At 62.7% G+C, this 23,571-nt stretch carries 16 protein-coding genes, 1 pseudogene and 1 riboswitch; of the genes and pseudogenes, 10 read left to right on the forward strand and 7 right to left on the reverse strand.

The features are described from left to right. Positions 1-95: 95 nt before the first annotated feature. The 4 genes from E4656_RS06640 to E4656_RS20470 all read right to left on the reverse strand — a co-directional run bounded on the left by E4656_RS06640 (position 96) and on the right by E4656_RS20470 (position 4,259). Entirely contained in the window at positions 96-1,289 is a 1,194-nt protein-coding gene (locus E4656_RS06640) for an NnrS family protein (protein ID WP_205849134.1), read from the reverse strand. A 217-nt stretch (positions 1,290-1,506) separates the two neighbouring features. Next, positions 1,507-3,012, reverse strand: coding sequence for a Fic family protein (locus E4656_RS06645; protein ID WP_240753917.1), 1,506 nt, complete (start codon positions 3,010-3,012; stop codon positions 1,507-1,509). Positions 3,013-3,357: 345 nt separating this feature from the next. Then, positions 3,358-3,870 (reverse strand): DUF3800 domain-containing protein, encoded by a 513-nt coding sequence (locus tag E4656_RS20465; protein WP_240753918.1) that lies wholly within the window; start codon positions 3,868-3,870, stop codon positions 3,358-3,360. Continuing rightward, on the reverse strand, positions 3,858-4,259 hold the full coding sequence (locus E4656_RS20470; protein WP_240753919.1) for a DUF3800 domain-containing protein: 402 nt from the start codon (positions 4,257-4,259) through the stop codon (positions 3,858-3,860). Before E4656_RS20470 ends, E4656_RS20465 begins: the two co-directional genes overlap by 13 nt. A 144-nt stretch (positions 4,260-4,403) precedes the next feature. Between E4656_RS20470 and E4656_RS06655 the strand changes: the two genes are divergently transcribed. The 10 genes and pseudogenes from E4656_RS06655 (at position 4,404) to E4656_RS06695 (ending at position 18,774) form a co-directional block, all read left to right on the forward strand. After that, positions 4,404-6,047, forward strand: a complete 1,644-nt coding sequence (locus tag E4656_RS06655; RefSeq protein WP_135482386.1) for a DUF6880 family protein — start codon at positions 4,404-4,406, stop codon at positions 6,045-6,047. A gap of 181 nt (positions 6,048-6,228) precedes the next feature. Then, positions 6,229-6,437, forward strand: a riboswitch (cobalamin riboswitch). A gap of 71 nt (positions 6,438-6,508) precedes the next feature. Next, positions 6,509-7,009, forward strand: a pseudogene (locus tag E4656_RS20735) (ATP-binding protein); the annotation flags it as partial. 258 nt (positions 7,010-7,267) lie between these two features. Then, positions 7,268-8,287, forward strand: coding sequence for a VWA domain-containing protein (locus E4656_RS20740; RefSeq protein WP_420812678.1), 1,020 nt, complete (start codon positions 7,268-7,270; stop codon positions 8,285-8,287). After that, entirely contained in the window at positions 8,284-8,883 is a 600-nt protein-coding gene (cobO, locus tag E4656_RS06665) for a cob(I)yrinic acid a,c-diamide adenosyltransferase (RefSeq protein WP_135482390.1), read from the forward strand. The genes E4656_RS20740 and cobO overlap by 4 nt, the downstream gene beginning before the upstream one ends. Next, complete coding sequence (locus E4656_RS06670) at positions 8,883-10,271, forward strand: cobyrinic acid a,c-diamide synthase CobB (protein ID WP_135482392.1); 1,389 nt, start codon at positions 8,883-8,885, stop codon at positions 10,269-10,271. Before cobO ends, E4656_RS06670 begins: the two co-directional genes overlap by 1 nt. Continuing rightward, complete coding sequence (gene cobW / locus E4656_RS06675) at positions 10,262-11,362, forward strand: cobalamin biosynthesis protein CobW (protein WP_135482393.1); 1,101 nt, start codon at positions 10,262-10,264, stop codon at positions 11,360-11,362. The genes E4656_RS06670 and cobW overlap by 10 nt, the downstream gene beginning before the upstream one ends. Beyond that, positions 11,362-15,237, forward strand: a complete 3,876-nt coding sequence (gene cobN / locus E4656_RS06680) for a cobaltochelatase subunit CobN (protein WP_135482395.1) — start codon at positions 11,362-11,364, stop codon at positions 15,235-15,237. Before cobW ends, cobN begins: the two co-directional genes overlap by 1 nt. Then, positions 15,234-16,781 carry a cobyric acid synthase gene (locus E4656_RS06685; RefSeq protein ID WP_240753920.1) on the forward strand — a complete coding sequence of 516 codons (1,548 nt, stop codon included), beginning with the start codon at positions 15,234-15,236 and terminating at the stop codon, positions 16,779-16,781. Before cobN ends, E4656_RS06685 begins: the two co-directional genes overlap by 4 nt. After that, entirely contained in the window at positions 16,775-17,722 is a 948-nt protein-coding gene (cbiB, locus tag E4656_RS06690) for an adenosylcobinamide-phosphate synthase CbiB (RefSeq protein ID WP_205849135.1), read from the forward strand. Before E4656_RS06685 ends, cbiB begins: the two co-directional genes overlap by 7 nt. Next, positions 17,698-18,774: a threonine-phosphate decarboxylase gene (locus E4656_RS06695; RefSeq protein WP_135482397.1), complete on the forward strand. Its 1,077-nt coding sequence runs from the start codon at positions 17,698-17,700 to the stop codon at positions 18,772-18,774. The genes cbiB and E4656_RS06695 overlap by 25 nt, the downstream gene beginning before the upstream one ends. A 117-nt stretch (positions 18,775-18,891) precedes the next feature. Here the strand turns inward: E4656_RS06695 and E4656_RS06700 are convergent, their stop codons facing one another. The 3 genes from E4656_RS06700 to E4656_RS06710 are packed head-to-tail and all read right to left on the reverse strand — an operon-like array spanning position 18,892 to position 23,522. Then, on the reverse strand, positions 18,892-20,205 hold the full coding sequence (locus E4656_RS06700; protein WP_135482399.1) for a DUF1302 family protein: 1,314 nt from the start codon (positions 20,203-20,205) through the stop codon (positions 18,892-18,894). Then, positions 20,202-21,020: an outer membrane lipoprotein-sorting protein gene (locus E4656_RS06705; protein WP_167855961.1), complete on the reverse strand. Its 819-nt coding sequence runs from the start codon at positions 21,018-21,020 to the stop codon at positions 20,202-20,204. Before E4656_RS06705 ends, E4656_RS06700 begins: the two co-directional genes overlap by 4 nt. An 18-nt stretch (positions 21,021-21,038) precedes the next feature. After that, positions 21,039-23,522: an efflux RND transporter permease subunit gene (locus E4656_RS06710; RefSeq protein ID WP_135482403.1), complete on the reverse strand. Its 2,484-nt coding sequence runs from the start codon at positions 23,520-23,522 to the stop codon at positions 21,039-21,041. Positions 23,523-23,571: the final 49 nt, after the last annotated feature.

Raw genomic sequence — 23,571 nt, forward strand, 5'->3', positions numbered from 1 at the left:
CTAAAAAGGACCAATATTTGGCACTTATTATAGGTCTTTTTTGACTGCTATGCCACCCACCGAAATATGCCTTGCAAGCCAGGAAGCCCGCTGCATCAAGCAGTCGACCTCGGCCCACTCAACACCGGCCTTGGCACCGGTCCGCGCAGAGCCGGCCAGAGCGCCATCAGGTAGAGCAACCAGCCGGCACTCCAGAGGGTGGCGGCCAGCAACAGGCTGTTGGTGACCAGCCCACTTTCAAACCAGGGCGCGGGCAACAGTCGCGGGAGGGGTGACAGCAGTACCAGGGCGGCGGCGAGCAGTTGCAGGATGGAGGGCTGCAGGCCCCGCGGGGTGCGCTTCATGGCGGCGCGCAGCATGATGCCGAGGCACATGCCGCCGATGGCGCCCATGGTCAGGGCGTGGAGAACGGTGCCGGGTGGCAGGTCCAGCCAGCCCAGTCGTGTCAGGCCGAGCAGCGCCAGCCCTGTGGCGAGCCAGAGCCAGGCAGCATGCAGCATCCACAGTGCCGGGGCCCGGCCGATGCGCCAGGGTGTCCAGCCGACCCAGCGCAGCATCTGCAAAAGGCCGGTGGCCAGCAGCAGGCTGCCCGTCCAGTGCGCAGGCCAACCGAGACCCTGCATCAACAGCACAATACCCATCAAGCCTACCGATAGACGCTGCAGCCAGTCGGGTGCAATGATCCGATCCGGGTGCCCCAGATGCTGCAGTCCGGTGCGGGTAAAGGCAGGCACGGCTCGGCCACCCACCAGAATCAGCAACAGGGCCAGAAACAATGCGGCCCATTCGCCGGCATCCCCGATCCAGCCAGTATTGTGCCAGTTCAACAGCAGCCAGCACTCGGCCATACCCGGCCCCAGCGGCGCCAGCGCCAACCAAACCGGCCGCCAGATACGGGCCTGCCACAGGCGGCGTAGCAGAAACAGCGTCAGCAGGCCGTGAAAGGCCAGCCCCGGCGTCAGCAGGATGAACAGGGGCGGTTCCGGCAGCAGAACCACAATGCGATCGAGGCACCACAGGCCCACCAGAGCCCAGAGCAGAACCGGCGGGCAGTCTTGCCAACCGGTCCAGCTTGGCAGCGCCGTCAGCAGGTAACCAGCCATGGCGGCACTGGCCATGCCGAACAGCAGCAGGTGCAGATGCAGCAACAGCGGCGAGCCCCAGGGCCACCACCACAGCAAGCCGCCCGCCAGTGCCGCTGCTCCGGCCAGCAGGAAGAAGGGCCGATAGGGGGCCTGTTGCAGATCATCAAGCATGGCAGCGCCAACCTGGGCCAGAGTGAGCAACATTCTGGCCTGTGTCAGCACTCACGCGCCAGCGCCATCCCGCCTGACCATGACCCGGGTCAATCGACTGTCTGAATGTTGCGTTCGGACAGGTGCCCCGCCGCCTTCCGTAACAAGGGGATAATCGGGAAGTCCGGCAAGCTGACACGGCGATTCCCGCGCTGACTACGCCAGCGCCAGTTGCGGCATCGCCGATGCGACGAGCCGATCCTGGCCATTGTCATGTATCCACGACCACTTTCTGGTAAGCGCGTTCCAGCGCATCGAATACCTCCTCCGGAACCCGGTACCGGTACTGCTTGCGTCGATGCCCGGACACGCGCCCATTTTGATCCAGACAAAACATGACCAATCTGGACAGATCGGCATTCGGCACATCATAAGCCCGGTCAATACGGCGAAAGATCTCGTCATACCGAGTCAGGAAAAGCGTCTCCGCCTTCAGATGCTGCTCAATGGCTTGTTCGGTGGCGCGTGCCATAAACTCGGCGCAAGCCGTACCGTCCCAATAACGATAAAGTGCATCATGCCCCTTGAAGTCGAACTGGAACTGGTTCTCGTCAAAAAAGGTCACATCCCAGTAAGCGCGGCTGGGCTCCGAGAATTGCTGCAGCACACTCAAGTAATCCGACTCGTTCTGACGCAAGACGATTGAGACGGGGAGCACCAGGCCGTTTTTCAGAGCGCCACACTGACACAGAACCTGATGAAACAGGAATCGGGACAGGCGACCATTGCCATCCATGAACGGATGCACAAACACAAAACCGAAAGACACGACACTGGCCAGAACCAACGGCTCCACTTCCATCGCTGGCTGGTTGGCCAGGGCCATCAACTGGTCCATCAGCGACCGTGACAATTCCGGGCCGGGAGGCACGTAAGTGACCCCCAGTGCTCCGCGCAGTCCATTGCTCAGGTAGTTCTGCTCGGTTCTGAACGAAGCTGCCTGCGCGAAAGGATTGCTGATCACTGCATTCTGCAGTTCTACCAGATACTCCTCATCGAGCTTGCGGGAGCTATGGGCCTGTTTGAGCAGGCTGACAAATCGACTGGCCTTGTCTTCCGATGGCGCCTCGTTCTCGATGGCGTAAGAATCCCGGGTTTCGTGCAGATAGGCCCAGGCCAGGGTGCGATTGAGAATGTCTTTTGGCAGAGAGTCTGTAAACTCTGCGGCTTTCTCCAGCAAGCTTTTGTCCAGCAAAGCTTGTAATGTATCGGTGCGTCGCACGGTTACACAGTAATCCAGAGATCCTAGGCCATTGAAGATGATGCGCCAGCGCGCGTTCTTTTCACCGTCACCCGTAATATATTGCTCGGGATTGAACAGTGGGATATAGGACTGTCTGATGTGATCTGTGGCACGCTGGATGGTCTGCCCGGCAAAAAATTCCCACAAATAACAGGCTTTGCGCAGGTATTGACTGTTCGGAGAGGCATCGAAGGCCTGCCGTATGTCGGCTTCCGGAATCTTCGGCAGGATCTGGGCCAATACTTGAAGGTTGATGCCTTCGTGCTTGATGGCAAACAAGACCTGGCCGAGCAAGTCTTCAGGTGCCGGAGCCATTTTGGCGGGCACTGCAATGGTATCGCCGATCCATTCCTTGCGGGTAACCGAGCGTACCTCCGCTGTCACTGCAGGCGGTATGGCGGCGATACCGTGATGGCTGATAAGCTGCGTATAGCCCACAGGCTGCATACCTGAACCCATTTTGATTTCCTGCACTTAATTTTATACAGCAAGCCCACCTTTTTTACACTATTATCCGGTTTAAAGATATTTTTTACACGCACCTGTAGTACGTTCGCAAGCCGTTTACCCTGAAATACGATCTACTCTGGGCCCACTCAACACCAGTCTGGGCACTGGTCCGCGCGATGCCGGCCAGTGCCGCTGCTCCGGCCAGCAGGAAGAAGGGTCGATAGGGGGCCGGTTGCAGAGTATGAAGCATCGGGTGTGTTTTGCCTTACAGCGACATGCAAGGGGCGGAGTTGACACTCAAGCCACATTTGGACAAACTAAAGCCAAATGGATTGGGCAGTCCCGGTCGGCGTCTATACCTCGGTGGTTTCATCGGGGTTTTTCGCTTTTTGGGGAAGGAAAAATTTTCATACCCATGCCTTCATAGCCAATCCCGACGCTTTCTCGGCCTCCTTCGCAGTAGAATTTTTTCCTTAGAACATCAAAGGCTCTGTTGGGTTGATCCGGTCTTAATGTCTTCAACCCGATCGGTCTCGCTACCAGATCAGCGAGCTGAAGACCTGATGACATCACTTTCTTGTCCGCAGCCAGAATCTCGAAAGGCAATGGTTTTCCCAATCGATTGTTACCATCACATATTCGACGAAACTCAAGCTCCAGTTCCTTGTCTTCTTTTTCGCCTCTTCGCTCCACCACGATATGCGTTTTCTTCTCGGACTGCTGTTTTTCTGCGAGGAACTCGTGCAGCGTCTCCATGCAGAAGCCAAGTGCAATGTGATAGGCATTGTCGTCTATGTCTTGTCGCTTCAAAGCACGTTTATCAATTGTGGTACTGATCAGAATAAAATTACTGAACTCAATTATCTGAGTCAGCTCTTCCATAAACTGAGTCTGATGATTCCTTGACTTGAAGATGTTGAACAGCCGGTGCGCCGTCTTATCTCATTCTCGTGCAGTACCACCTGATCATGACCAAAATGGTTGAACTTGAACTTCTCAAGTGCCGGAACTATCACTTCACTGTAGTGCCGTTTGTGGAACACACAGAAGGCCAGGGCGAATACCGGATAGCTTTCATCCACACTTTGCAAATTATGGTCACCACTTTCGTCGACATAGACGATATATTTTGAAAATTCCGACTCTGGTGTCTTGCGGCCGGGCCTATGGCTTTGGACCTTTTTCAGGTTTTCCTTGTCAAACTCGAATAATGAGAGCTGCCCTGATTCCCTTTTTCCTTCCGATGTTTTTACCATAGTCAGAATATCCATCCGTGCTGCAAATGCTCTGCTTGCGCCTGATTCTTTTTAACATGAACGGACTGGCAGAAAAACGAACTTCACGTTCAGCATGCCGTGTTCGGACACGTCCAATTGTACAGAGGTTCATTAGACCGTACTCCCGCATGAGTTACGATGATCAGATCATTGAGCAGGTGCCCCGCCGTCGTCTGTGGGAGCGGGGAACTCGGGAAGTATGGTAAGGTCGCCTCGCCGAATTCATCGCAGACCCCGCATGATAGTCAAGTGGAGAGAGGGCGTGCCGATCATTCTTACCGAATCCGAACAATTGTCGAGCACACGGCCAGACTATCAGATGATTGGGAAAGAACTGCAATTCACCATTTATGCAGCCCAGAAGGAAACCTACCGGTCATGACATTCGAGAAGCAGGTCAGCAAGCTGACTAAAAAGGAACTGATTCAGTTATTGCAATCCGTCTATGGTGTTGAGCACTCTGTCGATGCCATCATTGACCGCTACCTGGCTGCCGACACCTCTTCCGGGCGCGGTACTCAGGCGTTGGAAAAAACGCTGACCAAGCAACTGCATGAACTCGTTTATAATGACAACTTTTATGGCTACCACGGCTGCTTCGACTTCAGTGAACGGCTCGCGTCAGTGCTCTCTGCCATTGACACTGCCTTGCGCCCACAGGCCCCCGTGGCGGCCCTGCAGCTGACGGAAGACTTCCTGAATATGGCCGAGGAAGCGTTTCAGCGGGTAGACGATTCCGATGGTCACTTGGGCGACCTGTTTCGAGAAGCCGCTGATCTGTGGCTGAACATCGCCGAAGAGGTACGCGCTGAGGCGCCGGAAGCAGAGGACTGGCCGGGAAAAGTCCTGCATTTCTTTGACCATAATGATTACGGTGTGTTGGACGAACTCATTCCCCACAGCGCCGGCTTGCTGACGGAGCAGGAACTGCGACAACTGGCGGACCGATTCAAGGCCAATGCCCAACACGCATTGGCCAATCCAACGCAGCAGGACCATTACAATCACGCCGCCGCACACGCCTGCATCGGCCTGAAATCCGTTGCTGAAGCGCTGCGGGATATCTCGCTGTACGAGCAGGGTACCTTGCTGACCAGTCCGGACCCCAACCCCATACAACTGGAGCACCTCATAGCATACGCACTGGCGATAAACGAGCTGGAGCGTGCCGAGTTCTGGCTGGACAAACTCAAGCACTCAAGCCGGCCGCAGCGATATCAGCCTCTGCGTCACCAGTGGCTGCGCCAGAAAGGCGACCTCGAACAACTCAAACGCGAACTGCTGAGCGATTTCACAAAGCTCCCCCAGGTGGGCACCCTAACCGAGCTGTGGGAGTTGGCCAACAAACACGAAAAAGCGCAGCTCAAAGAGCAAGTGAATAACCTGCCCGTCGACACCAGCGCGCCCGGCCGGCTGGTCAATGTACTGCTGTTCATGGGCAACCTGCAACGGGCGGAATCTGTGGTGCTGTCACAAGCTGAGAACCTGACCTCTGTGCCCTACCCAACCCTGCTGAACTGGATAGACACCTTTGCGGAGCACGGTCAACTGCTCGCTCAGGTAGTATGCTACCGAGCCTTGCTGGATGACCTGCTGGAGCGCAAATACAGTCGCGCCTATCACCACGGCGCCCAGTATTTCAAGAGACTGCTGGCACTCGACAAGAAGATTACCGACTATCAGGGCCTGGACAATGCACAAACCTATATCAGGAAGCTGCAGACAGAACACTGGCGCAAACGTTCGTTCTGGTCCCAGGCAGGGCACCCAAACAAGCCCTAATGTCGTCGGTAAATATCCCACCGAATGAAACTGCTCGACGAGTCCCAGCGTCGTCACACAAGCCGCCAGACGGTGCCATTCCGCCTTACCATGACCCGGGTCAATCGGTTGCCGGAATGTCGCGTTCGGACACGTCCGATTGTACAGAGGTTCTTTGACTGGACCCCCGCATGAGTTACGATGACGGGATCATCGAACAGGTGCTCCGGAGCCAACTCGGCAATGGAGATAATCGGGAAGTATGGTGAGGCCGCAAGGCCGATTCCATCGCTGCCCCCGCATCGGTAATGGACAGCTACCGATCTTCTGCACTCGCCACTGGCCTTCGGGCTGGGAAGGCGCAGAAGGTCGAGTCCGAGCCCGAAGACCGGCCTGCTCGAACACCCACATTCACACAGGGTACGGCGGGTACTCGAGGGTTTCAGTATGACGTGTTTCAAGCCTGCGCTGCAGGTGCTGTCATGAGCACCCAACAGCGTCCGGACTATCCCTTCTCGGCTGTGGTCGGGCAAGGCGGTCTGAAGACTGCCCTGATTCTGAATGCCATCAATCCGCGCATTGGCGGGCTGCTGATCAGCGGGCCGCGTGGCAGTGCCAAATCCACCCTGGCGCGGGGTCTGGCCGATATTCTGCCGGCGGCGGATGATGGCGCCACACCACCGTTCGTCAATCTGCCGCTGGGCACCACCGAAGATCGCCTGCTGGGCACGCTGGATCTTGAGCGTGCGCTCAATGACCAGGCCGTGACCTTTCATCCCGGCCTGCTGGCCCGCGCCCATGGCGGTGTGCTCTATGTGGACGAGGTCAATCTGCTGCCCGATGCACTGGTAGACCTGCTGCTGGACACCACGGCACGCGGCATCAATGTGGTCGAGCGTGACGGCATCAGCCACAGCCACGAGGCCCGCTTTATTCTGATCGGCACCATGAACCCGGATGAAGGCGACCTGCGCCCGCAACTGCTGGACCGCTTTGGTCTGATGGTGCAGATGCAGGGCGAGCATGCGGTGGCCGAGCGGGTGGCCATAGTGCGCCAGCGCGAGGCCTACGAACGTGACCCGGCGGCCTTTGTGGCGCAGCAGACGGCCGAGCAACAGGCGCTGCGCACCCGCATTGAACAGGCACGCACGCTGCTGGCGGATGTCACCGCCAGTGATGCCCTCTATACCCGCATTGCCGAGTGCTGTCTGGAAGCCGGGGTGGAAGGCGTACGGGCCGATGTGATCTGGCTGCAGGCGGCGCTGGCTTATGCCGCCTGGCAGGGCCGCACCCGGGTGGAGGGCGCCGACCTCGACGCCGTAGCTCCCTGGGTGCTGGCCCACCGTCAGCGCCATGACAGCCCCTCGTCTTCCGAACCGCCGGCCGGCCCGCCCGATGCGAACAATTCATCCGGTGCCGACAAACCACCCGAACCGCCGCAGAGCCGGTCCGGCTCGGGTCGCTCCGGCCAGCCCCAGGGCGAATCCAACGACTCTGCGCCATCAGGCACCGGCGACAACCCCTGGGGCGCCATGCCGCCGCAGCACCAGACTGCGGTCGAGCCGGCGCAGCTCAGCGCACCGGATCGCCCGCCGGCACAGCAGCGTCAGACTGACACCTGGAGCGGCACGGCTGGCAGCCAGCGCGGCCAAACCGGCCCGGGCCCGCATTGCGGGCAGCACACCACCGACCGGCCGGACTGGTTCGCCACCCTGGTGGCCAACGGCGGCCAGTGGCCGCCGCGCCAGTGGCGGTTCCGGCCGCGTCGCACCAGCCAGCCCTGGCTGCATCTGATTCTGATCGATACCTCCGGCTCGACACTCAAGCAGCAACTGTTCGGCCGCGCCAAGGGGCTGGTGGCGCAACTGGCGCAGCAGGCCTATCGGGCCCGTGAACAGTTCGCCGTGCTGGGCTTCGGCAATGATCAGGTGCAGGAACTGCTGCCACGCCGGCGGGCACCGAAAACCATCACTCGCCAACTGGATCAGTGGACCGGCGGTGGTGGCACCCCGCTGCGCCAGGCGCTGGAGCAGGCCGCCACCCGGCTGCGCCAGTGGCAGCAGCGCGAACCGGGCCTGCATATCCGCACCTGGATCATTACCGACGGGCGCACCCGCGAAACGCTCGACCATCTGCCGGCGCTGGGCGACTGCGTGGTGGTGGATGCCGAACAATCCTTTGTACGGCGAGGCCGTACCCGTGAGCTCGCCCGGGGACTGGGCGCGCACTATATGAATCTGCCTGCAACGGAGGCCACATGAACACTACAGACACCCAGCACCAGACCCGCATGCAACGCAAGAAAGAAGTGGTGGATGCGCGCATCGCGGAAGCCCAGGAAGAGCGCGGCGTACTGATCCTGCTGCGCGGCAACGGCAAGGGCAAGAGCAGCTCCGCCTTCGGCACCCTGGCACGCTCACTGGGCCACGGCCAACGCGGCGGCGTCATCCAGTTCGTCAAGGGCCGCCGCGAAACCGGCGAGTACCGGTTCTTCCGCGACCACCCGCAACTGGACTGGCACATCATGGGCCATGGGTTCACCTGGGAAACCCAGGACCGCAACAAGGACATCGAAGCCGCGCAGGCGGCCTGGGCCACAGCCGAGCAGATGCTGCAGGACGAAAACTATCACCTGCTGGTGTTCGACGAGATGAGCTACATGTTCAAGTATGGCTATCTCGACACGGCGCCGGTGGTCGAAGCGCTGAAAAAGCGGCCGCGCCACCAGAGCGTGATCATCACCGGGCGCACCATGGCGGCCGAGCTGCAGGACGTTGCCGACACCATCAGCACGGTACAGGACGAACGCCATGCCTTCCGCCAGGGCGTGAAGGCACAGCCGGGGATTGAATACTGATGACAAACCCGACCCCCCAGCCGCAATGCCGGGCCCTGTTCATTGCCGCGCCGGCCTCCGGTCAGGGCAAGACCACGCTGACCGCCGCCCTGGCGCGCCTGCTGCGCAATCAGGGCCGGCGTGTGCGGGTGTTCAAGACCGGCCCGGATTATCTCGACCCGCAGGTGCTGGGCCAGGCTGCCGGCGTGCCGGCAGAGCAGCTCGACCTGTGGATGGCCGGCGAAGACTGGTGTCGGGAACGTCTGCAGGAAGCGGCCCGGGAGTCCGATTTCATTCTGGTCGAGGGCGTGATGGGGCTGTTCGACGGCGAGCCGTCCAGTGCCGATCTGGCAGCGCTGTTCGGCATTCCAATGGCCATCGTCATGGATGTGAAGGGCATGGCGCAGACGGTTGCACCGCTGGTCACCGGTCTGGTGGCACACCGCGACGACCTGAACGTGATCGGGCTGATCGCCAATGCCTGCAGCACGGCACGCCATCGGGAGCTGATCGAACAGGCTCTGCCCGTTCATATTCCGTTGCTGGCGACGGTGCCGCGTGATCCGGCCATTGCCTTGCCCGAGCGCCATCTGGGCCTGGTGCAGGCGGCGGAAATCCGCGATGACCTGGAAGTGCGCTTTGAAGCCGGGGCGGCCGTACTGGCCGAGTCCGGCCTGCTGGCTCACCTCGAACAGCTGCCACTGGTACGCTTTCCGGCGCCCGCTGCGCCTCCGCCAGCCCCGACCGGTAACGAACGCCCGCTGGCCGGGCAGCGCATCGGCGTGGCGCGAGATGAAGCTTTCAGCTTCACCTATGAACCCAATCTGGACCTGCTGCGCGCCATGGGCGCCGAGGTCAGTTTTTTCTCGCCGCTGCATGACGCTCACCTGCCCGCCTGTGATGCGCTGTGGCTGCCCGGCGGCTATCCGGAACTGCATGCGGCCGGGCTGGCCGCCAATGCCGGCATGAAGGCCGATATTCGCCGGCACTTCGAGGCCGACAAGCCCATACTGGCCGAATGCGGCGGCCTGATGTACTGCCTCGACACCCTGACCGACCAGCAGGACCTCACTCACGACATGCTGGGCCTGCTGCCCGGCCAGGGCGCCATGCGCGGCCGTCGCGGCTGCCAGGGCATGCAGACGGCAGTATTCCCGGAAGGCGAGGTACGGGCACACGCCCACCATCGCTCGCGCGCCGAGGGCACGCCCGAACCCATCGGCCACGGCCGGCGCCAGCGCCATCCGGCCCCGGGCGAAGCCATCTACCGGGTGCGTGGCCTGACCGCGACCTATCTGCACCTGTTTTTCCCCAACAACCCCGAGGCGGTGGCCCGGCTGTTTCTGCCCATGGCAGAACGGCAGACCAGTGCCTCCACCCAGCGCACGGAGACAACCCCATGCAACTGAACAAGATTCCCGCGACCGTGGTTACCGGTTTTCTCGGCAGTGGCAAGACCACCCTGCTCGCCGGCATTCTGCGCCAGGTCACCGGCAAGCGCATTGCCGTGATCATGAACGAGTTCGGCCAGCAGGATATCGATTCCGAGGTGCTGCGCGGCTGTGCTCTGGACTGCGATGACGAAACCGTCAGCGGCAACAGCGAAAGTGGCATCTATGAACTGGCCAACGGCTGCATCTGCTGCACCGTGGAGGAAGAGTTTCTGCCCGTCATGCAGGAACTGGTGAAGCGCCGCGACGACATCGACCATATCCTGATCGAGACCAGTGGCTTGGCCCTGCCCAAGCCGCTGGTGCAGGCCTTCAAATGGCCGGAAATCCGCCGCCACTGCACCGTCGATGCCATCATCACCGTGCTCGACGGCCCGGCCGTGGCCGACGGGCGCTATGCCTCGGATGTGGCCTCGGTGGAAGCCCAGCGTCTGGCCGATGACAGCCTGGACCACGATCCCAGCCTGCAGGAACTGCTGGATGACCAACTGGACGCCGCCGATCTGGTGCTGGTCACCAAGAATGACCTGCTCAACGCAGACGAACGTCGGCGCGTGACCGAGATCGTCAACAACCGGGTGCCGGAGGCCGTGCGCACGCTGTTTGTCGAGAAGGACACCTTCAGCCACGACCCGGCAGCGCTGGAAGCCCTGCTCGGCATCGGTGCCGCCAGCGAGGACAGCATCGACCAGATCCACAACCATCATGACAAGCACCATGCCGAGGGTGCGCATCACGATCACGCGCATGATCATTTCGATTCCTGCGTGATCACGCTGGACGAAGTGGACGGCGAGGCCCTGCGCGCGTCTCTGCAGAGCCTGCTCAACGAGTTCGAGATCTACCGCGCCAAGGGCTTTGCGGCCCTGCCCGGCAAGCCGATGCGGCAGGTCATTCAGGGTGTGGGCCAGCGGCTGGATACCCACTTCGACCGCCTGTGGGCCGCCGATGAAACCCGCCAGACCCGGCTGGTGGTGATCGGCCGCAGTCTGGACCCGGCACAGCTGACCGAGCGCCTGCGCGGCTGCGAGATTCGTCAGGTCGCCTGATGCATCTCTTTGCGGCCAAACCCGGCGGTTTCGTCGACGATGAAGGCATTGTCGACCTGGCGCAGACGCCCGGCGACCTGGTGATTCTGTCGGCTGCAGACAGCACGCTGTCGGCGCTGGCCCAGGCGGCCGACCGCCTGCCGGAAGATTACCCGTCACTGCGGCTGGCCAACTGGATGAACCTGGTCAAGCCAGCCGCGTTCGATCTCTACCAGGATCAGGTACTGGAACAGGCCAAAGTCGTCGTGGTGTCGCTGCTGGGCGGCGCCCGCTACTGGGAATACGGCCATGAACAGCTGCTGGCCTGGGCCGAGGCCGACCCGACGCGGCAACTGATTCTGGTGCCCGGCTGTGATGCGCCGGACTATGAACTGCTGACCGGTTCTACCGTGACGCCGGAGGCCGCCGAGCGCGTCTGGCACTATCTGCGGCAGGGCGGCGAGGACAATGCCGAACAATTGCTGCGTCATCTGGCCGACCAGTGGCTGGGCTGGCACTCCGACTGGCAGGCACCTCGCACCCTGCCCCATTGCCTGATCTACCGCCCCGGCGGGCGTGAACAGACGCTGGCCGAGTGGCAGGCGCAACAGGCACCGGAGCGTCCGGTGGCGCTGATCCTGTTCTATCGCAGTCATTTTCAGGGCGCCAATACGGCCGTGGTGGATGCGCTGCTTGCGGCGCTGGAACAGCAAGGCCTGGCGCCGCTGGCGGCGGCCATCACTTCGCTGAAGGAAGACCACTGCCGGGCCGAGGTCAATGCGCTGCTCGAGCAGACCGATGCGGCCGTAGTGCTGAACACCACCGGCTTTGCCATCAACCGGGTACCGGCGCGCGAACTGGGCAACACCCTGGGCGAGGAAGCGGCGGTGCTGGCCGGTCAGCCGGCGGTGCTGCAGGTGATTCTGGCCAGCAGCAGCGCCGAGGACTGGGAAGAGCAGCCCGGCGGCCTGCGCAGCCGTGATGTGGCCATGCAGGTGGTGCTGCCGGAAATGGACGGCCGCGTCATCACCCGTGCCGTCGGTTTCAAGACCGAAGACCGCTACAGCGAGCGCTGTCAGGCACCGGTCATTCGCCATGCGCCGCAGCCCGACCGGGTGGCCTTTGTGGCCGCGCTGGCCCGGCGTTTCTGCGCCCTGCGCCGCAAACCCAATCATGAGAAGCGCCTGGCGCTGGTGCTGGCCAACTACCCGACCAGTGAAGGCCGACTGGGCAACGGCGTCGGCCTGGATACCCCGGAGTCCACCGTGCGCATCCTGCACGCGCTGGCCGAGGCCGGCTACCCTCTGGCGGACATGCCGGCCGATGGCGCCGAACTGATCGCTGCCCTGCAGGGCGCCGTTACCAACGACACCGACACCCGCCCGCTGCGGCCCTGCTGGCAGAGTCTGGACTTGGCGACCTACCGCCACTGGTTCGATCAGCTGCCGGCCGAGAACCGCGCCGCCGTACTGCGCCGCTGGGGTGAACCGGAAGCCGACCCGGCCTGTCGCCAGGGCCGCCTGATGCTGTCCGGCATCCGGCTGGGGGAGACCTTTGTCGGCATCCAGCCGGCCCGGGGCTATGACATCGATCTGGTCACCAGCTACCACGATGCGGATCTGGTGCCACCGCACAACTATCTGGCCTTCTATTTCTGGCTGCGCCATGAATACGGCATCGACGCCGTCATCCATGTGGGCAAGCACGGCAATCTGGAATGGCTGCCCGGCAAGGGCACGGCTCTGTCGGCCCAGTGCTGGCCCGACATCATTCTGGGGCCGCTGCCGCATTTCTATCCCTTCATCGTCAATGATCCGGGTGAAGGCGCGCAGGCCAAGCGCCGGGCTCAGGCCGTGATCATCGACCACCTGATGCCGCCCATGACACGCGCCGAGAGCTACGGCGATCTGGCCGAGCTGGAAGGTCTGGTGGATGAATACTATCAGGCCGTGGGCATGGACCCGCGGCGGGAGGAGTGGCTGCGCACAGCCATCTTCGAACAGCTGCGCCGCACCGGGCTGGACCGCGAGCTGACCGGCATCGAGGACCCGGCCAGCGCCGATGAAGCCACCCTGCTCAATGAGCTGGATGCCTATCTGTGCGACATCAAGGAAGCCCAGATCCGCCAGGGGCTGCATATTCTGGGGGCGCTGCCGGAGACCGAGCGGCTGGCCGACACCCTGGTGGCCCTGCTGCGCCTGCCCCGGGGCCAGGCCCCGGAGCAACAGGGCCTGCTGCACAATCTGGCCCATGATCTGCACCTGACTGACGCCGACGGCAACGCCTTCAACCCGCTGGACGCCGGTGCCACGCCCTGGCAGGGGGCGCGCCCCGTACGTCTGGCCGCGCAGGACCGCAGCCTCTGGCGCACCGCTGCCGACACCCGCGAGCGCCTGGAACTGCTGGCCCGGCAACTGATGCTGGACCATGTGCTGGCAGACGGCGATCTGGCGGCACTGGCCGCCGAGCTGCCGGCCACCGCCCGCCTGTGCCGCTTTGCCCGCCAGACCCTGCTGCCAGTGCTGCAGCAGAGCGCCACACTGGAACTGCAGTCACTGCTGGACGGCCTCGCCGGGCGCTTTGTATTGCCCGGACCCAGTGGCGCGCCGAGCCGGGGCCGGCTTGATACCCTGCCCACCGGGCGCAACTTCTATACCGTCGACAGCCGCGCCATTCCCTCACCGGCGGCCTGGGCACTGGGCCAGCAGTCGGCCCGGGCACTGATCGAACGGCACCTGCAGGACCACGGTGATTTTCCGCAGCGGCTCGGGCTGTCCGTCTGGGGCACCGCCACCATGCGCACCGGCGGTGACGACATTGCCCAGGCACTGGCCCTGATGGGGGTCAGGCCGATCTGGGCGCCGGGTTCCAACCGGGTGATGGATATCGAAGTCGTGCCTTCCATGCTGCTCGATTATCCGCGCGTGGATGTGACGCTGCGCGTGTCCGGCTTTTTCCGCGATGCCTTTCCCAATGTGATACGCCTCTATGATCAGGCGGTGCAGGCGCTGGCCGAGTATGAAGAACCCGGCACCGGCAACCTGATCCGCACCCATGTGCAGGCGCGGCAGGCCGAGCTGCAGGAGGAGGGCCTGAGCGCGCAGGCCGCTTTCCGCCAGGCCAGCTACCGGGTATTCGGCAGCCGCCCCGGCACCTATGGCACCGGCCTGAACAACCAGCTCGACAGCCGGCGCTGGCAGACGCGGGACGACCTGGCCAACACCTGGCTCGGCACCGGCCACCACGCCTACGGCCAGACCCCGGGCGACGGCGTGCCGGCACGGGCCGATCTGGAATACCAGATGACCCGACTCGATGCGGTACTGCAGAACCAGGACAACCGCGAGCACGACATCCTGGATTCCGACCCCTATTTCCAGTTTCAGGGCGGCATGGCCGCTGCGGTACAGGCCCTGAGCGGCCGCCAGCCGACCATTTATCATGCCGATCATGCCAACCCGGCCAGCCCGCGCATCCGCACCCTGAAGGAAGAGCTGAACCGGGTCATTCGCTCGCGGGTGCTGAACCCCAAGTGGATCCACGCCATGCACGAACACGGCTACAAGGGCGCCTTCGAGATGGCGGTCACGGTCGACCTGCTGTTCGGCTATGACGCCACCACCGGCCTGGTGGATGACCATCAGTACGCCCAGGTCACCGACGCCCTGGCGCTGGACCCGGACAACCAGGCATTCATGCGCCAGGCCAACCCGAAGGCGCTGGAAGACATGGCCGAACGCCTGCTGGAGGCGGCCCAGCGCGGCCTGTGGCAGAACCCGGGCGCGCACGCCGACGCCCTGCGCGACCTGCTGCTGGAGCTGGATGCAGAGGCCGAGGGCGCGACCGACCAGAAACAGCCGTCGCCCCGATTCCAACCCACGGGCACCGACTCATGACTCAGGGCTTCAAGCACCCCCATACCCTGATGGTACAGGGCACCACCTCGGATGCCGGCAAGAGCGTGCTGGTGACGGCACTGGCGCGCATCCTGTACCGGCACGGCATCAGCGTGGCACCGTTCAAGCCGCAGAACATGGCACTCAACAGTGCTGTTTCGGCCGACGGCGGCGAGATTGGCCGGGCCCAGGCGGTACAGGCGGAAGCCTGCGGCCTGACTCCGCAGACCGACATGAACCCGGTGCTGCTCAAGCCCAACAGTGAACTCGGGGCCCAGGTGATCGTGCACGGGCAGGCCATCGGCAACATGCAGGCGCGCGAGTACCACCATTTCAAGCCGCAGCTGCTGGACGAAGTCTGCGCGGCCCATGGCCGTCTGCAGGCCCGGCATCAGGTGGTGCTGGTGGAAGGCGCCGGCAGCCCGGCCGAAATCAACCTGCGCGCCAATGACATTGCCAACATGGGCTTTGCCGAGGCCATCGACTGCCCGGTGATCATTATCGCCGATATCGACCGCGGCGGCGTGTTTGCGCATCTCTACGGTACCTATCAACTGCTCAGTGCCACCGAGCAGGCGCGGGTACAGGGCTTTGTGATCAACCGCTTTCGCGGCGACGTGTCGCTGCTGCAGTCCGGGCTGGACTGGCTGGAAGAACGCACCGGCGTGCCGGTACTGGGGGTGATTCCCTACCTGCCCGATCTGCATATCGAAGCCGAGGACTCGCTCAACCTGCGCCAGCTCACGGACGCCCCGGAAGCCGATACCGGCGCCCGCCTGCAGGTGGTGGTACCGGTCTACCCGCGTACCAGCAACCACACCGACTTCGATGTGCTGCGCCTGCACCCGCAGGTGGACTGCCAGTTTCTGCGCGACCCGGCGGATTTCCGGGGCGCCGATCTGATCATTCTGCCTGGCAGCAAGAATGTGCGCGGCGATCTGCAGTGGCTGCACGATCAGGGCTGGGTGCCGGTGCTGCAGCGCCATCTGCGCTTCGGCGGCCGCCTGTTCGGCATCTGCGGCGGCTACCAGATGCTGGGCCAGCGCATTGACGACCCGGACGGTGTCGAGGCCAGCGCCGGCACTTCACCCGGCCTCGGCTGGCTGGACATGGCCACCCGGCTGACCGGCACCAAGACGCTGCGCCGTATGCATGGTGAAGCCATCAGCGACACCCTGGCGCCGGCCGGAACGCCGGTCAGCGGTTATGAAATCCATACCGGTGAGAGCACCGGCCCGGCGCTGGACAAGCCGCTGTTCCGCCTGACCCCGGTGGATGACCCTCGGGGTCAGGCCCTGACCGACGGTGCCCTGAGCGCAGACGGCCGCATTGCCGGCAGCTATCTGCATGGCTGTCTGGATGAGCCGGCCCTGCTGCAGGCGGTGATCGACTGGGTACTCGACCAGCCCGGACAAGGCCACGATTTCGACTACGCCCGCCTCAAGGAAGTCTCTTTCGACCGTCTGGCCGATGCGGTGGAAACCGCCATTACACTGCCCCGGCTGTACCAGTTGCTGGAACTGGAGACGCCGTCTTCATGCTGACGCTGCTGCTGATTGTCATCGGCGCCCTGCTACTGGACCAGTGGCTGGGCGAGCCCAGACGCGCCCATCCGCTGGTGGCTTTCGGCCATGCTGCCCACTGGCTGGAAGCACGGCTGAACCGGGCCGACCCGAAGCGCGGGCGCCGCGCCGGCCTGCTGGCACTGGCGCTGGCGGTACTGCCGCTGACGGCACTGGCCGCCGGGCTGGACTACGGCCTGCGCGCCTGGCCGCTGGTCCATGGTGTGGTGTCGGTGCTGATTCTGTGGCTGGCCATCGGGCGACGCAGCCTGCTGCTGCACGCCGCCCGCGTGGCCCGACCGCTGCAACAGGGTGACCTGACTGCAGCGCGCGCCGCCGTGGCCATGCTGGTCAGCCGCGATACGGCAGAACTGGACAGCGCCGGCGTGGCGCGGGCGACCACCGAATCCGTGCTGGAAAACGGCGCCGATGCGCTGTTCTCGGCCCTGTTCTGGTATCTGGTGGCCGGTCTGCCCGGCGTGGTGCTGTACCGCCTGGCCAATACGCTGGATGCCATGTGGGGTTACCGCACCCCGCGCCATGACCGTTTCGGCTGGGCTGCCGCGCGTTTCGATGACCTGCTGAATCTGGTGCCGGCACGGCTGACCGCGCTTGGCTATGCCCTGGCCGGCAGTACGCCGTCTGCAGTCCGACGCGCGCTGCACTGCTGGCGGTCCCAGGGCTCCGTCTGGAAAAGCCCCAATGCCGGCCCGGTGATGGCCGCCGGCGCCGGGGCACTGAATGTTTCACTGGGTGGCGGCGCGCCCTATCATGGGCAATGGCAGGAGCGGCCCCGACTGGGCCCGGCAGACTGCCCTGCCGAGGCCACGCACATTGAGCAGGCCTGCCGGCTGGTGGATCGCACGCTGCTGATCTGGCTGGCCGCACTGGGGATACTATGGGCAATACTGACACTGATCTGAACCCGGAAACCGGCCTGACCGCCGACCACCCGACCCTGCACGGTGGTGACCTGCTGAGTGCCAGCCGTCAGTTCGGCATTCCGGTTGCGGACTGGATCGACCTGTCCACCGGCATCAGCCCCTTTGCCTATCCGTTCACGCCACCGCCGGCGAGCGCCTTTCGGCGTCTGCCCTACCCGGACCCGCAACTGTACCAGGTCGCCGCCGACTATTATGGCCATGCCAACCTGCTGGTCTCGGCCGGCACCCAGCCTTTAATTCAGGCCCTGCCCTGCCTGCTGCCGGAAGCGCCGGTCTGGGTGCCGGATATCGGTTATCGGGAACATGCACAGCAGTGGGCCGGGGCCGGGCGGTTGTGTCGCAGTTATCCCGCGCACAGTGCTCAGGCCATGATCTCGGCCCTGGACATGGCGCTGACGGCGGATCGACACAGCCATCTGGTCATCATCAACCCCAACAACCCGAGCGGCGTGCGGCTGCAACCAGAGCAGCTGCGCACCTGGGCCGACCGGCTGGCACCGGGCCACTATCTGATCATCGACGAGGCCTTTGTCGATGCCGAGCCCCAATACAGCGTGCTGCCCGGGCACTGGCGCGAGAACATGATCGTGTTGCGCTCGTTCGGCAAGTTTTTCGGGCTGGCGGGGTTGCGGCTGGGCTTTGTGGCGGCGCCGACAACGCTGCGCGCCGATCTGAGCGCGGCGCTGGGGCTGTGGAGCGTGAACGGCCCGGCGCAGGCCATTGCCTGTGAAGCCCTGGCCGACCATCGCTGGCAGGCGCAGGTGCGCACACGCCTGCAGGACGCTGCTGATCTGATCAGTGGCCTGCTGACGCGCCATATTGACTCTCCGGCGGTGCACACACCGCTGTTTTCCACGCTGAGCCTGCCGCGCGCCGAAGCCGAAGGGCTGCAAATGCACTGCGCCCGGGCCGGCATCCTGCTGCGCGTGATTCATGTCGACGATCGGCAGAGCCTGGTGCGCATTGGCCGGTTCGATCCGGACAATGAAGCCGAACGCAGGCGGCTCGAGGACAGCCTGGCACTTTTGTAGGCGGCGGCAATCTAGTCGACAGTAGACAGTCGACCGATGACAGAATGAGCGTAAACAGCCTCAGGCCCGTTTTTACTGTCGACTGTTGACTGTCCTCGGTCGACTACATGCCCTGCCTCAGAGGTTGATCGTCACCCCCACAAAAACCCGGTCATTGTTTCTGTAGGGTGCCAGCATGGCGTCGTCACTGGCGCTGTAACCGATGGCGCCGCCAAACAGTACAATGTCGTCCCGAACCGCATAGTCCATGCGCGCCCGCAGCATTGATGCGGGCTCGTTCACCCAGCCCATGTAGGTCAGGCTGGCCACCAGGTCGTCGTTCAGCATCTCGTACTCGAGATTCGCCACCCCCTGCGTCCGGGCTCTGTCTTCATCCAGACTGCCGTCCACTGAGCTGATAATGGTGTTCAGCAACTCGACATCCAGCGTCAGATTGCTGATGCCGGTATAGCGGCCGCCCACCATCAACTGATGCGCCTGCCCTTCCGCAGACAGGGTCTGCGTGTTTTCATCATGCTCGACATGATACAGATCGCCATCACTGAAGGCGTATTCGCTCTTCAGCAACCAGTTGCCCAGCACCAGATTGCCGCTGGCGCCGAGCAGGGTAATCTGCGGATAGTCCAGCGTCAGCACATCCGCTCCGGCCTTCAGCGGCCGGGCCTCCCGGTTGTGCAGCCGGGAGGCAAAGAGAGCGACATCACCCCAGGGCAGCGACCAGAACAGTCGGCCGGCAATGTCCGGAACGATCATAAAGGTGTCCGGCGTGTCTTCCTCTATAGCCAGTGGTTGATCACGCAAGGCGATATAGGGGTCGAAGTCACCACGGGGTTCGTCGTACAGGTTCTGGCGAAACTCGTGCAGTGCCACCAGATCGACGCCCCACCGGGACTGGTAATAGCTCAGCCGGGTCGAGGTCACCGGCAGGCTGGACTCACGCAACTCAGCCAGGCCGAAGGCCCGTTCGTCAATGGGGTTGATGCGATCGGCAATCTGGAAGTAGTTGGACTCCCCGAGAGAAATGATCTGACGCCCGGTCTTGATATTGAAGGCCGGCGTCATACCCCATTCGACGTAGGTCTGCTCAACCTCCACGGTGGCCGGGTCGTCATTCAGCTTGGCATCATAGCTGGCCAGCCCGGCGACCTGGATGACCAGATCAGACGCCGGGCGGTGACGCGCTGTCAGCAGCAGATCGCTGCGCACGGAGGCGAGGCCCCTGTCCTCGCGGCGAAAGGGAAATGACTCTCTCTGCTCGGTCACCGCATAATGGATCCGCTGGGTGAAAGTGGCGGACAGATCGATGGCCCGCTCGTCCCGGTCCGCGCTGCGCGTCGGTTCGGACTCGCTCATCTCGAAGAAGTCTTCCGCCCCGGCGGCGTTGGCCCCCAGTAGCAGGAAGGCGGCGGCGACAGTTGTTCTGACCTTCATTCCGCAGCCCTCTCGAGTCCACCGGTGGTAAAGGTGTTGTCGGAGATATCCAGATTGATTTCGACATCACCCCGCGTGATCACCGTTGAATGAATCCTTCTGTTGTCTCTGGTGAGCACCATCTGTTCCCGGCCTGATACCCAGACGCCATCTATCTCCTCGAAGTCGAACTGACTGTAGTATTTGACCCAGCCTTCGTTCTGCAGCCAGTACTGCGCCCTGGTCACCAGGTCACGTTCGGTATCCACCCAGTATCTGATCCGGGTGTAGCCGTATTTGTCGATGATGTCGCGGTCCAGAGGCTCGGCATCGACCACGGTTTCGCTGTCGTTGCTGTTTTCGCGGTCTATTGCGTACTCGAAGTCTTCCACGTCGAGCCCTTCCAGGTCGCCATAGGTGAAATCGGTACCCAGGAAATAGTCGGACCGGCTGGATGTAGTCAGGCGCGTGACCCGACCCAGGTCGGGCAGATACAGCCAGGATTCATTGCTTCTTGCGCGATCATCCCAGTCATAGGTCAGTATGCCGGTGCCCCGCAGCCGTGAAGGCGACGTCACATAAGTCAGCGTTCGTTCATCATCGCCGAACATCTTGCCGAGCATGCGCAGCGAGCGCTCCCGCTCTCTGCCGTTTTCGTCCGTCAGCAGGATGTACATGTCCATGGACCAGCTGTCGCCGCGATAGCGGTTGTCGACATCGGTCATGATGCGCCAGCCTTCGCCGCGCTCATCGGCGCCGGCGATAATGGGCAAGGACAGCAGACCGGCCAGAAGCATCAGGGCAACCAGGGTGAAACGGGTTTTCTTCGCAGTCATGGTATGAATCCTCATGGTCTATTTGCCGATGGCCTGACGGCGGTTGTCGTCGGCGCTTTGGCTTTCGTTCTGATCAGCCGCAGGCTGGGTGCGGTCGAATATCGACATGATGGCGGGGATCACCACCAGGTCGAACAGGAAGGTCAGCAGGATGGTCAGCGCCAGCAGGATGCCGAAGCTCTGCAGGGCAGACATCATGGACAGGGAGAACATCGAGAACCCGCCGGCCAGAACCAGGGTGGTGATCAGCAGCAGTGGCGCTATGACTCTTACGGTTTCCCTGACCGCAGTGTCCAGCGAGTGCCCGGCATGGCGTATCTTGTACTGCATGCCGTTGATCAGGTGCACGGTGTCATCCACCGCCAGCCCCAGTGCAATGCCCCCGAGCAGTACCGTGATCAGGTTGATATCCATGCCGGTATAGCCCATGGCGGCCAGGGCCAGATAGATCACGATGAAGTTGGGAATCATGGCCAGCACGCCAAGCCGCACCGAGCGCCACAGTATGATCAGCATCAGGCTGATGCTGATGGCCGCAAACAGGTAGCTTTCGGTCATGCTGGTGATCAGGTCCACGGTGCCGGTAGCGACCAGATCCACGGTGCCGGTGACCGTCACCTCGCCGAGATTGCCAAACAGTTCCTGCGCGGAGTCTTCCACCGTCTGCCGCAGTGGCACCATGTCGCGACCGTCCGCGTAGGCCAGGCGCAGCGTGATGCGCGCTTTCGAGTAATCCCGGTCCACCAGGCGGGTGATCTCGCGCGCGCCGCCGCTCTCGTACAGCAGAATCTCCTGGTGGATCAGATTCTCGTTGTCGGAGATGCCCTGCTCCACCGGCACGCCGGCCAGTTGGGAATGAATGCGTTGCAGTACATCCACGATCGAACTGGCCCGACCCACTTTCACGGCTTCCGGGTCCATGGTTTCCGCGCGGTCCTGGAAGGTTCTGAGCGCGGTCATGAACTCGGGCGTCAGGATGCCGTTTTCACGCCCGGTATCGACGATGACCTCCAGCGGCACCGTGGCCTGGATTTTCTCGTCAATGGCCAGGGTGTCGACTCGTATGGGCGTGTCTGCGGGGAACCAGTTGAGCACATCGTAGGAGAACTCGGTTTTCATGACGCCCGGCATCGCCGCCACGATCAGCACGGCGACCATGCTCAGCACCTTGACCGGATGCCTGACACCAAAGCCGGACAGCTGCATCATTTTCTCGGTGAGCGCTGGCCAGAGGGTATGCGTCTCCCTGTCAGAAGCAGAAACCCGCCCCGGAATAATCCGGATGAAGGCCGGCAGCAACACCAGGGTGTAGACAAAGATAAGCAGAATGCCGAAGGCCGCCAGCCAGCCGAAATCCGCGATCGGTTTCATGCGGGCTACGGTAAAGGCCAGGAAGCCGGCCGCCGTGGTCAGGCTCGTAAACAGTATGGCCATGCCACTGTGCGCAACCGCGTTCACAATGGCCGTGCGGGCGTCCCTGTCCTGTCGTCGTTCGACATAAAAGAGCCCGAACAGATGCACCGACGCCAGCACACCGGACATCAGCAACAGTGCGGGCAGGGCCTGGGTGACGGGCGTAAAGGGGGAATTCGCCCATCCCATCAGACCAAAGGTACTGGCCATCCCCAGGGCGATGACCACTACGGGTATGACAACTGCGGACACACGCCGGAACAGCACGTACAGGGCAATGACGATAAGCAGAAAAGCAGCGCTCATCAGTATGGCGACGTCATGATGAATGGCATCGTGGTGCAGCTTGTCCAGCAGGGGGCCGCCGGCAGCCCGCAGTTGCATGCCATCGGCCTGATATTCCGCGACTATCTGCTCGACAGCACCGGCAAAATCGTTCAGTTGGGCGCTGCTCAGGCGCTGTTGCCCGGCGCCACTGCCTTGCGTTTCATCGAAGCCGCCGCCACTTTCGACACCGACGGCGCTGAAGAAGTCCTGCTGGGCGGCGGGGTCTGCTTCACCGGCAGACTGGGCCATGGCGCGCACCACCAGCAATACCATGGACCCGTCACTGGACACCAGGGTGTCCCGGTACAGGGAGCTGGTGACAATGTCTTCCCAGTGCGCCGGGTCGAGGCTGCCCTCTGCAGGCCAAAGCTCTCCGACTTCTCCAACCGTGAGGCCGCCGTCTTCATTGGAGGCCATCCAGTCCGCATTCACCAGGCTGGTCACATCGTCCAGCCAGGGCACACGGTCTTCCAGTTCTCGATGCAACTGCGTCAGGCTGTGCATGAAATCGGCGCTGAGCGGGTCATCCGTGGTGACCGCCACCACGACTACATCATTGCGACCGAATTCCCGCTGGAACGCCTGATAGTCCAGCAGCGTCGGATCGCCGCGCTGAAACAGGGATTCGTTGCTGGAATCCATCTCCAATTTGGGCAACCCTGCACCCAATGCCAGGGTCATACCGAGTATCATCAGCAGGCTCAGCAGCGGATGATCAAAGGTCCAGCCTGCTATCCTTGGCAACCCGTTCTTTACTCTCATGATCTGCAACCGTTTTTGTTGAATAGTGACCACCGAGGGTACCGATCTG

This window comes from Natronospirillum operosum (assembly GCF_004768465.1).
In the GTDB taxonomy this organism is placed as follows: domain Bacteria; phylum Pseudomonadota; class Gammaproteobacteria; order Pseudomonadales; family Natronospirillaceae; genus Natronospirillum; species Natronospirillum operosum.

Bases quoted from the DNA above. Each gene is read 5' to 3' on its own strand.
- E4656_RS06655 (WP_135482386.1), top strand. From the start codon at position 4,404: ATGATCAGATCATTGAGCAGGTGCCCCGCCGTCGTCTGTGGGAGCGGG.
- E4656_RS06685 (WP_240753920.1), top strand. From the start codon at position 15,234: ATGACTCAGGGCTTCAAGCACCCCCATACCCTGATGGTACAGGGCACC.
- E4656_RS06705 (WP_167855961.1), bottom strand. From the start codon at position 21,020: ATGACTGCGAAGAAAACCCGTTTCACCCTGGTTGCCCTGATGCTTCTG.
- cbiB (WP_205849135.1), top strand. From the start codon at position 16,775: ATGCTGACGCTGCTGCTGATTGTCATCGGCGCCCTGCTACTGGACCAG.
- E4656_RS06710 (WP_135482403.1), bottom strand. From the start codon at position 23,522: ATGAGAGTAAAGAACGGGTTGCCAAGGATAGCAGGCTGGACCTTTGAT.
- cobW (WP_135482393.1), top strand. From the start codon at position 10,262: ATGCAACTGAACAAGATTCCCGCGACCGTGGTTACCGGTTTTCTCGGC.
- E4656_RS06695 (WP_135482397.1), top strand. From the start codon at position 17,698: ATGGGCAATACTGACACTGATCTGAACCCGGAAACCGGCCTGACCGCC.
- E4656_RS20465 (WP_240753918.1), bottom strand. From the start codon at position 3,870: ATGGAAGAGCTGACTCAGATAATTGAGTTCAGTAATTTTATTCTGATC.
- E4656_RS20470 (WP_240753919.1), bottom strand. From the start codon at position 4,259: ATGGATATTCTGACTATGGTAAAAACATCGGAAGGAAAAAGGGAATCA.
- cobO (WP_135482390.1), top strand. From the start codon at position 8,284: ATGAACACTACAGACACCCAGCACCAGACCCGCATGCAACGCAAGAAA.
- E4656_RS06670 (WP_135482392.1), top strand. From the start codon at position 8,883: ATGACAAACCCGACCCCCCAGCCGCAATGCCGGGCCCTGTTCATTGCC.
- E4656_RS06640 (WP_205849134.1), bottom strand. From the start codon at position 1,289: ATGTTGCTCACTCTGGCCCAGGTTGGCGCTGCCATGCTTGATGATCTG.
- E4656_RS06700 (WP_135482399.1), bottom strand. From the start codon at position 20,205: ATGAAGGTCAGAACAACTGTCGCCGCCGCCTTCCTGCTACTGGGGGCC.
- cobN (WP_135482395.1), top strand. From the start codon at position 11,362: ATGCATCTCTTTGCGGCCAAACCCGGCGGTTTCGTCGACGATGAAGGC.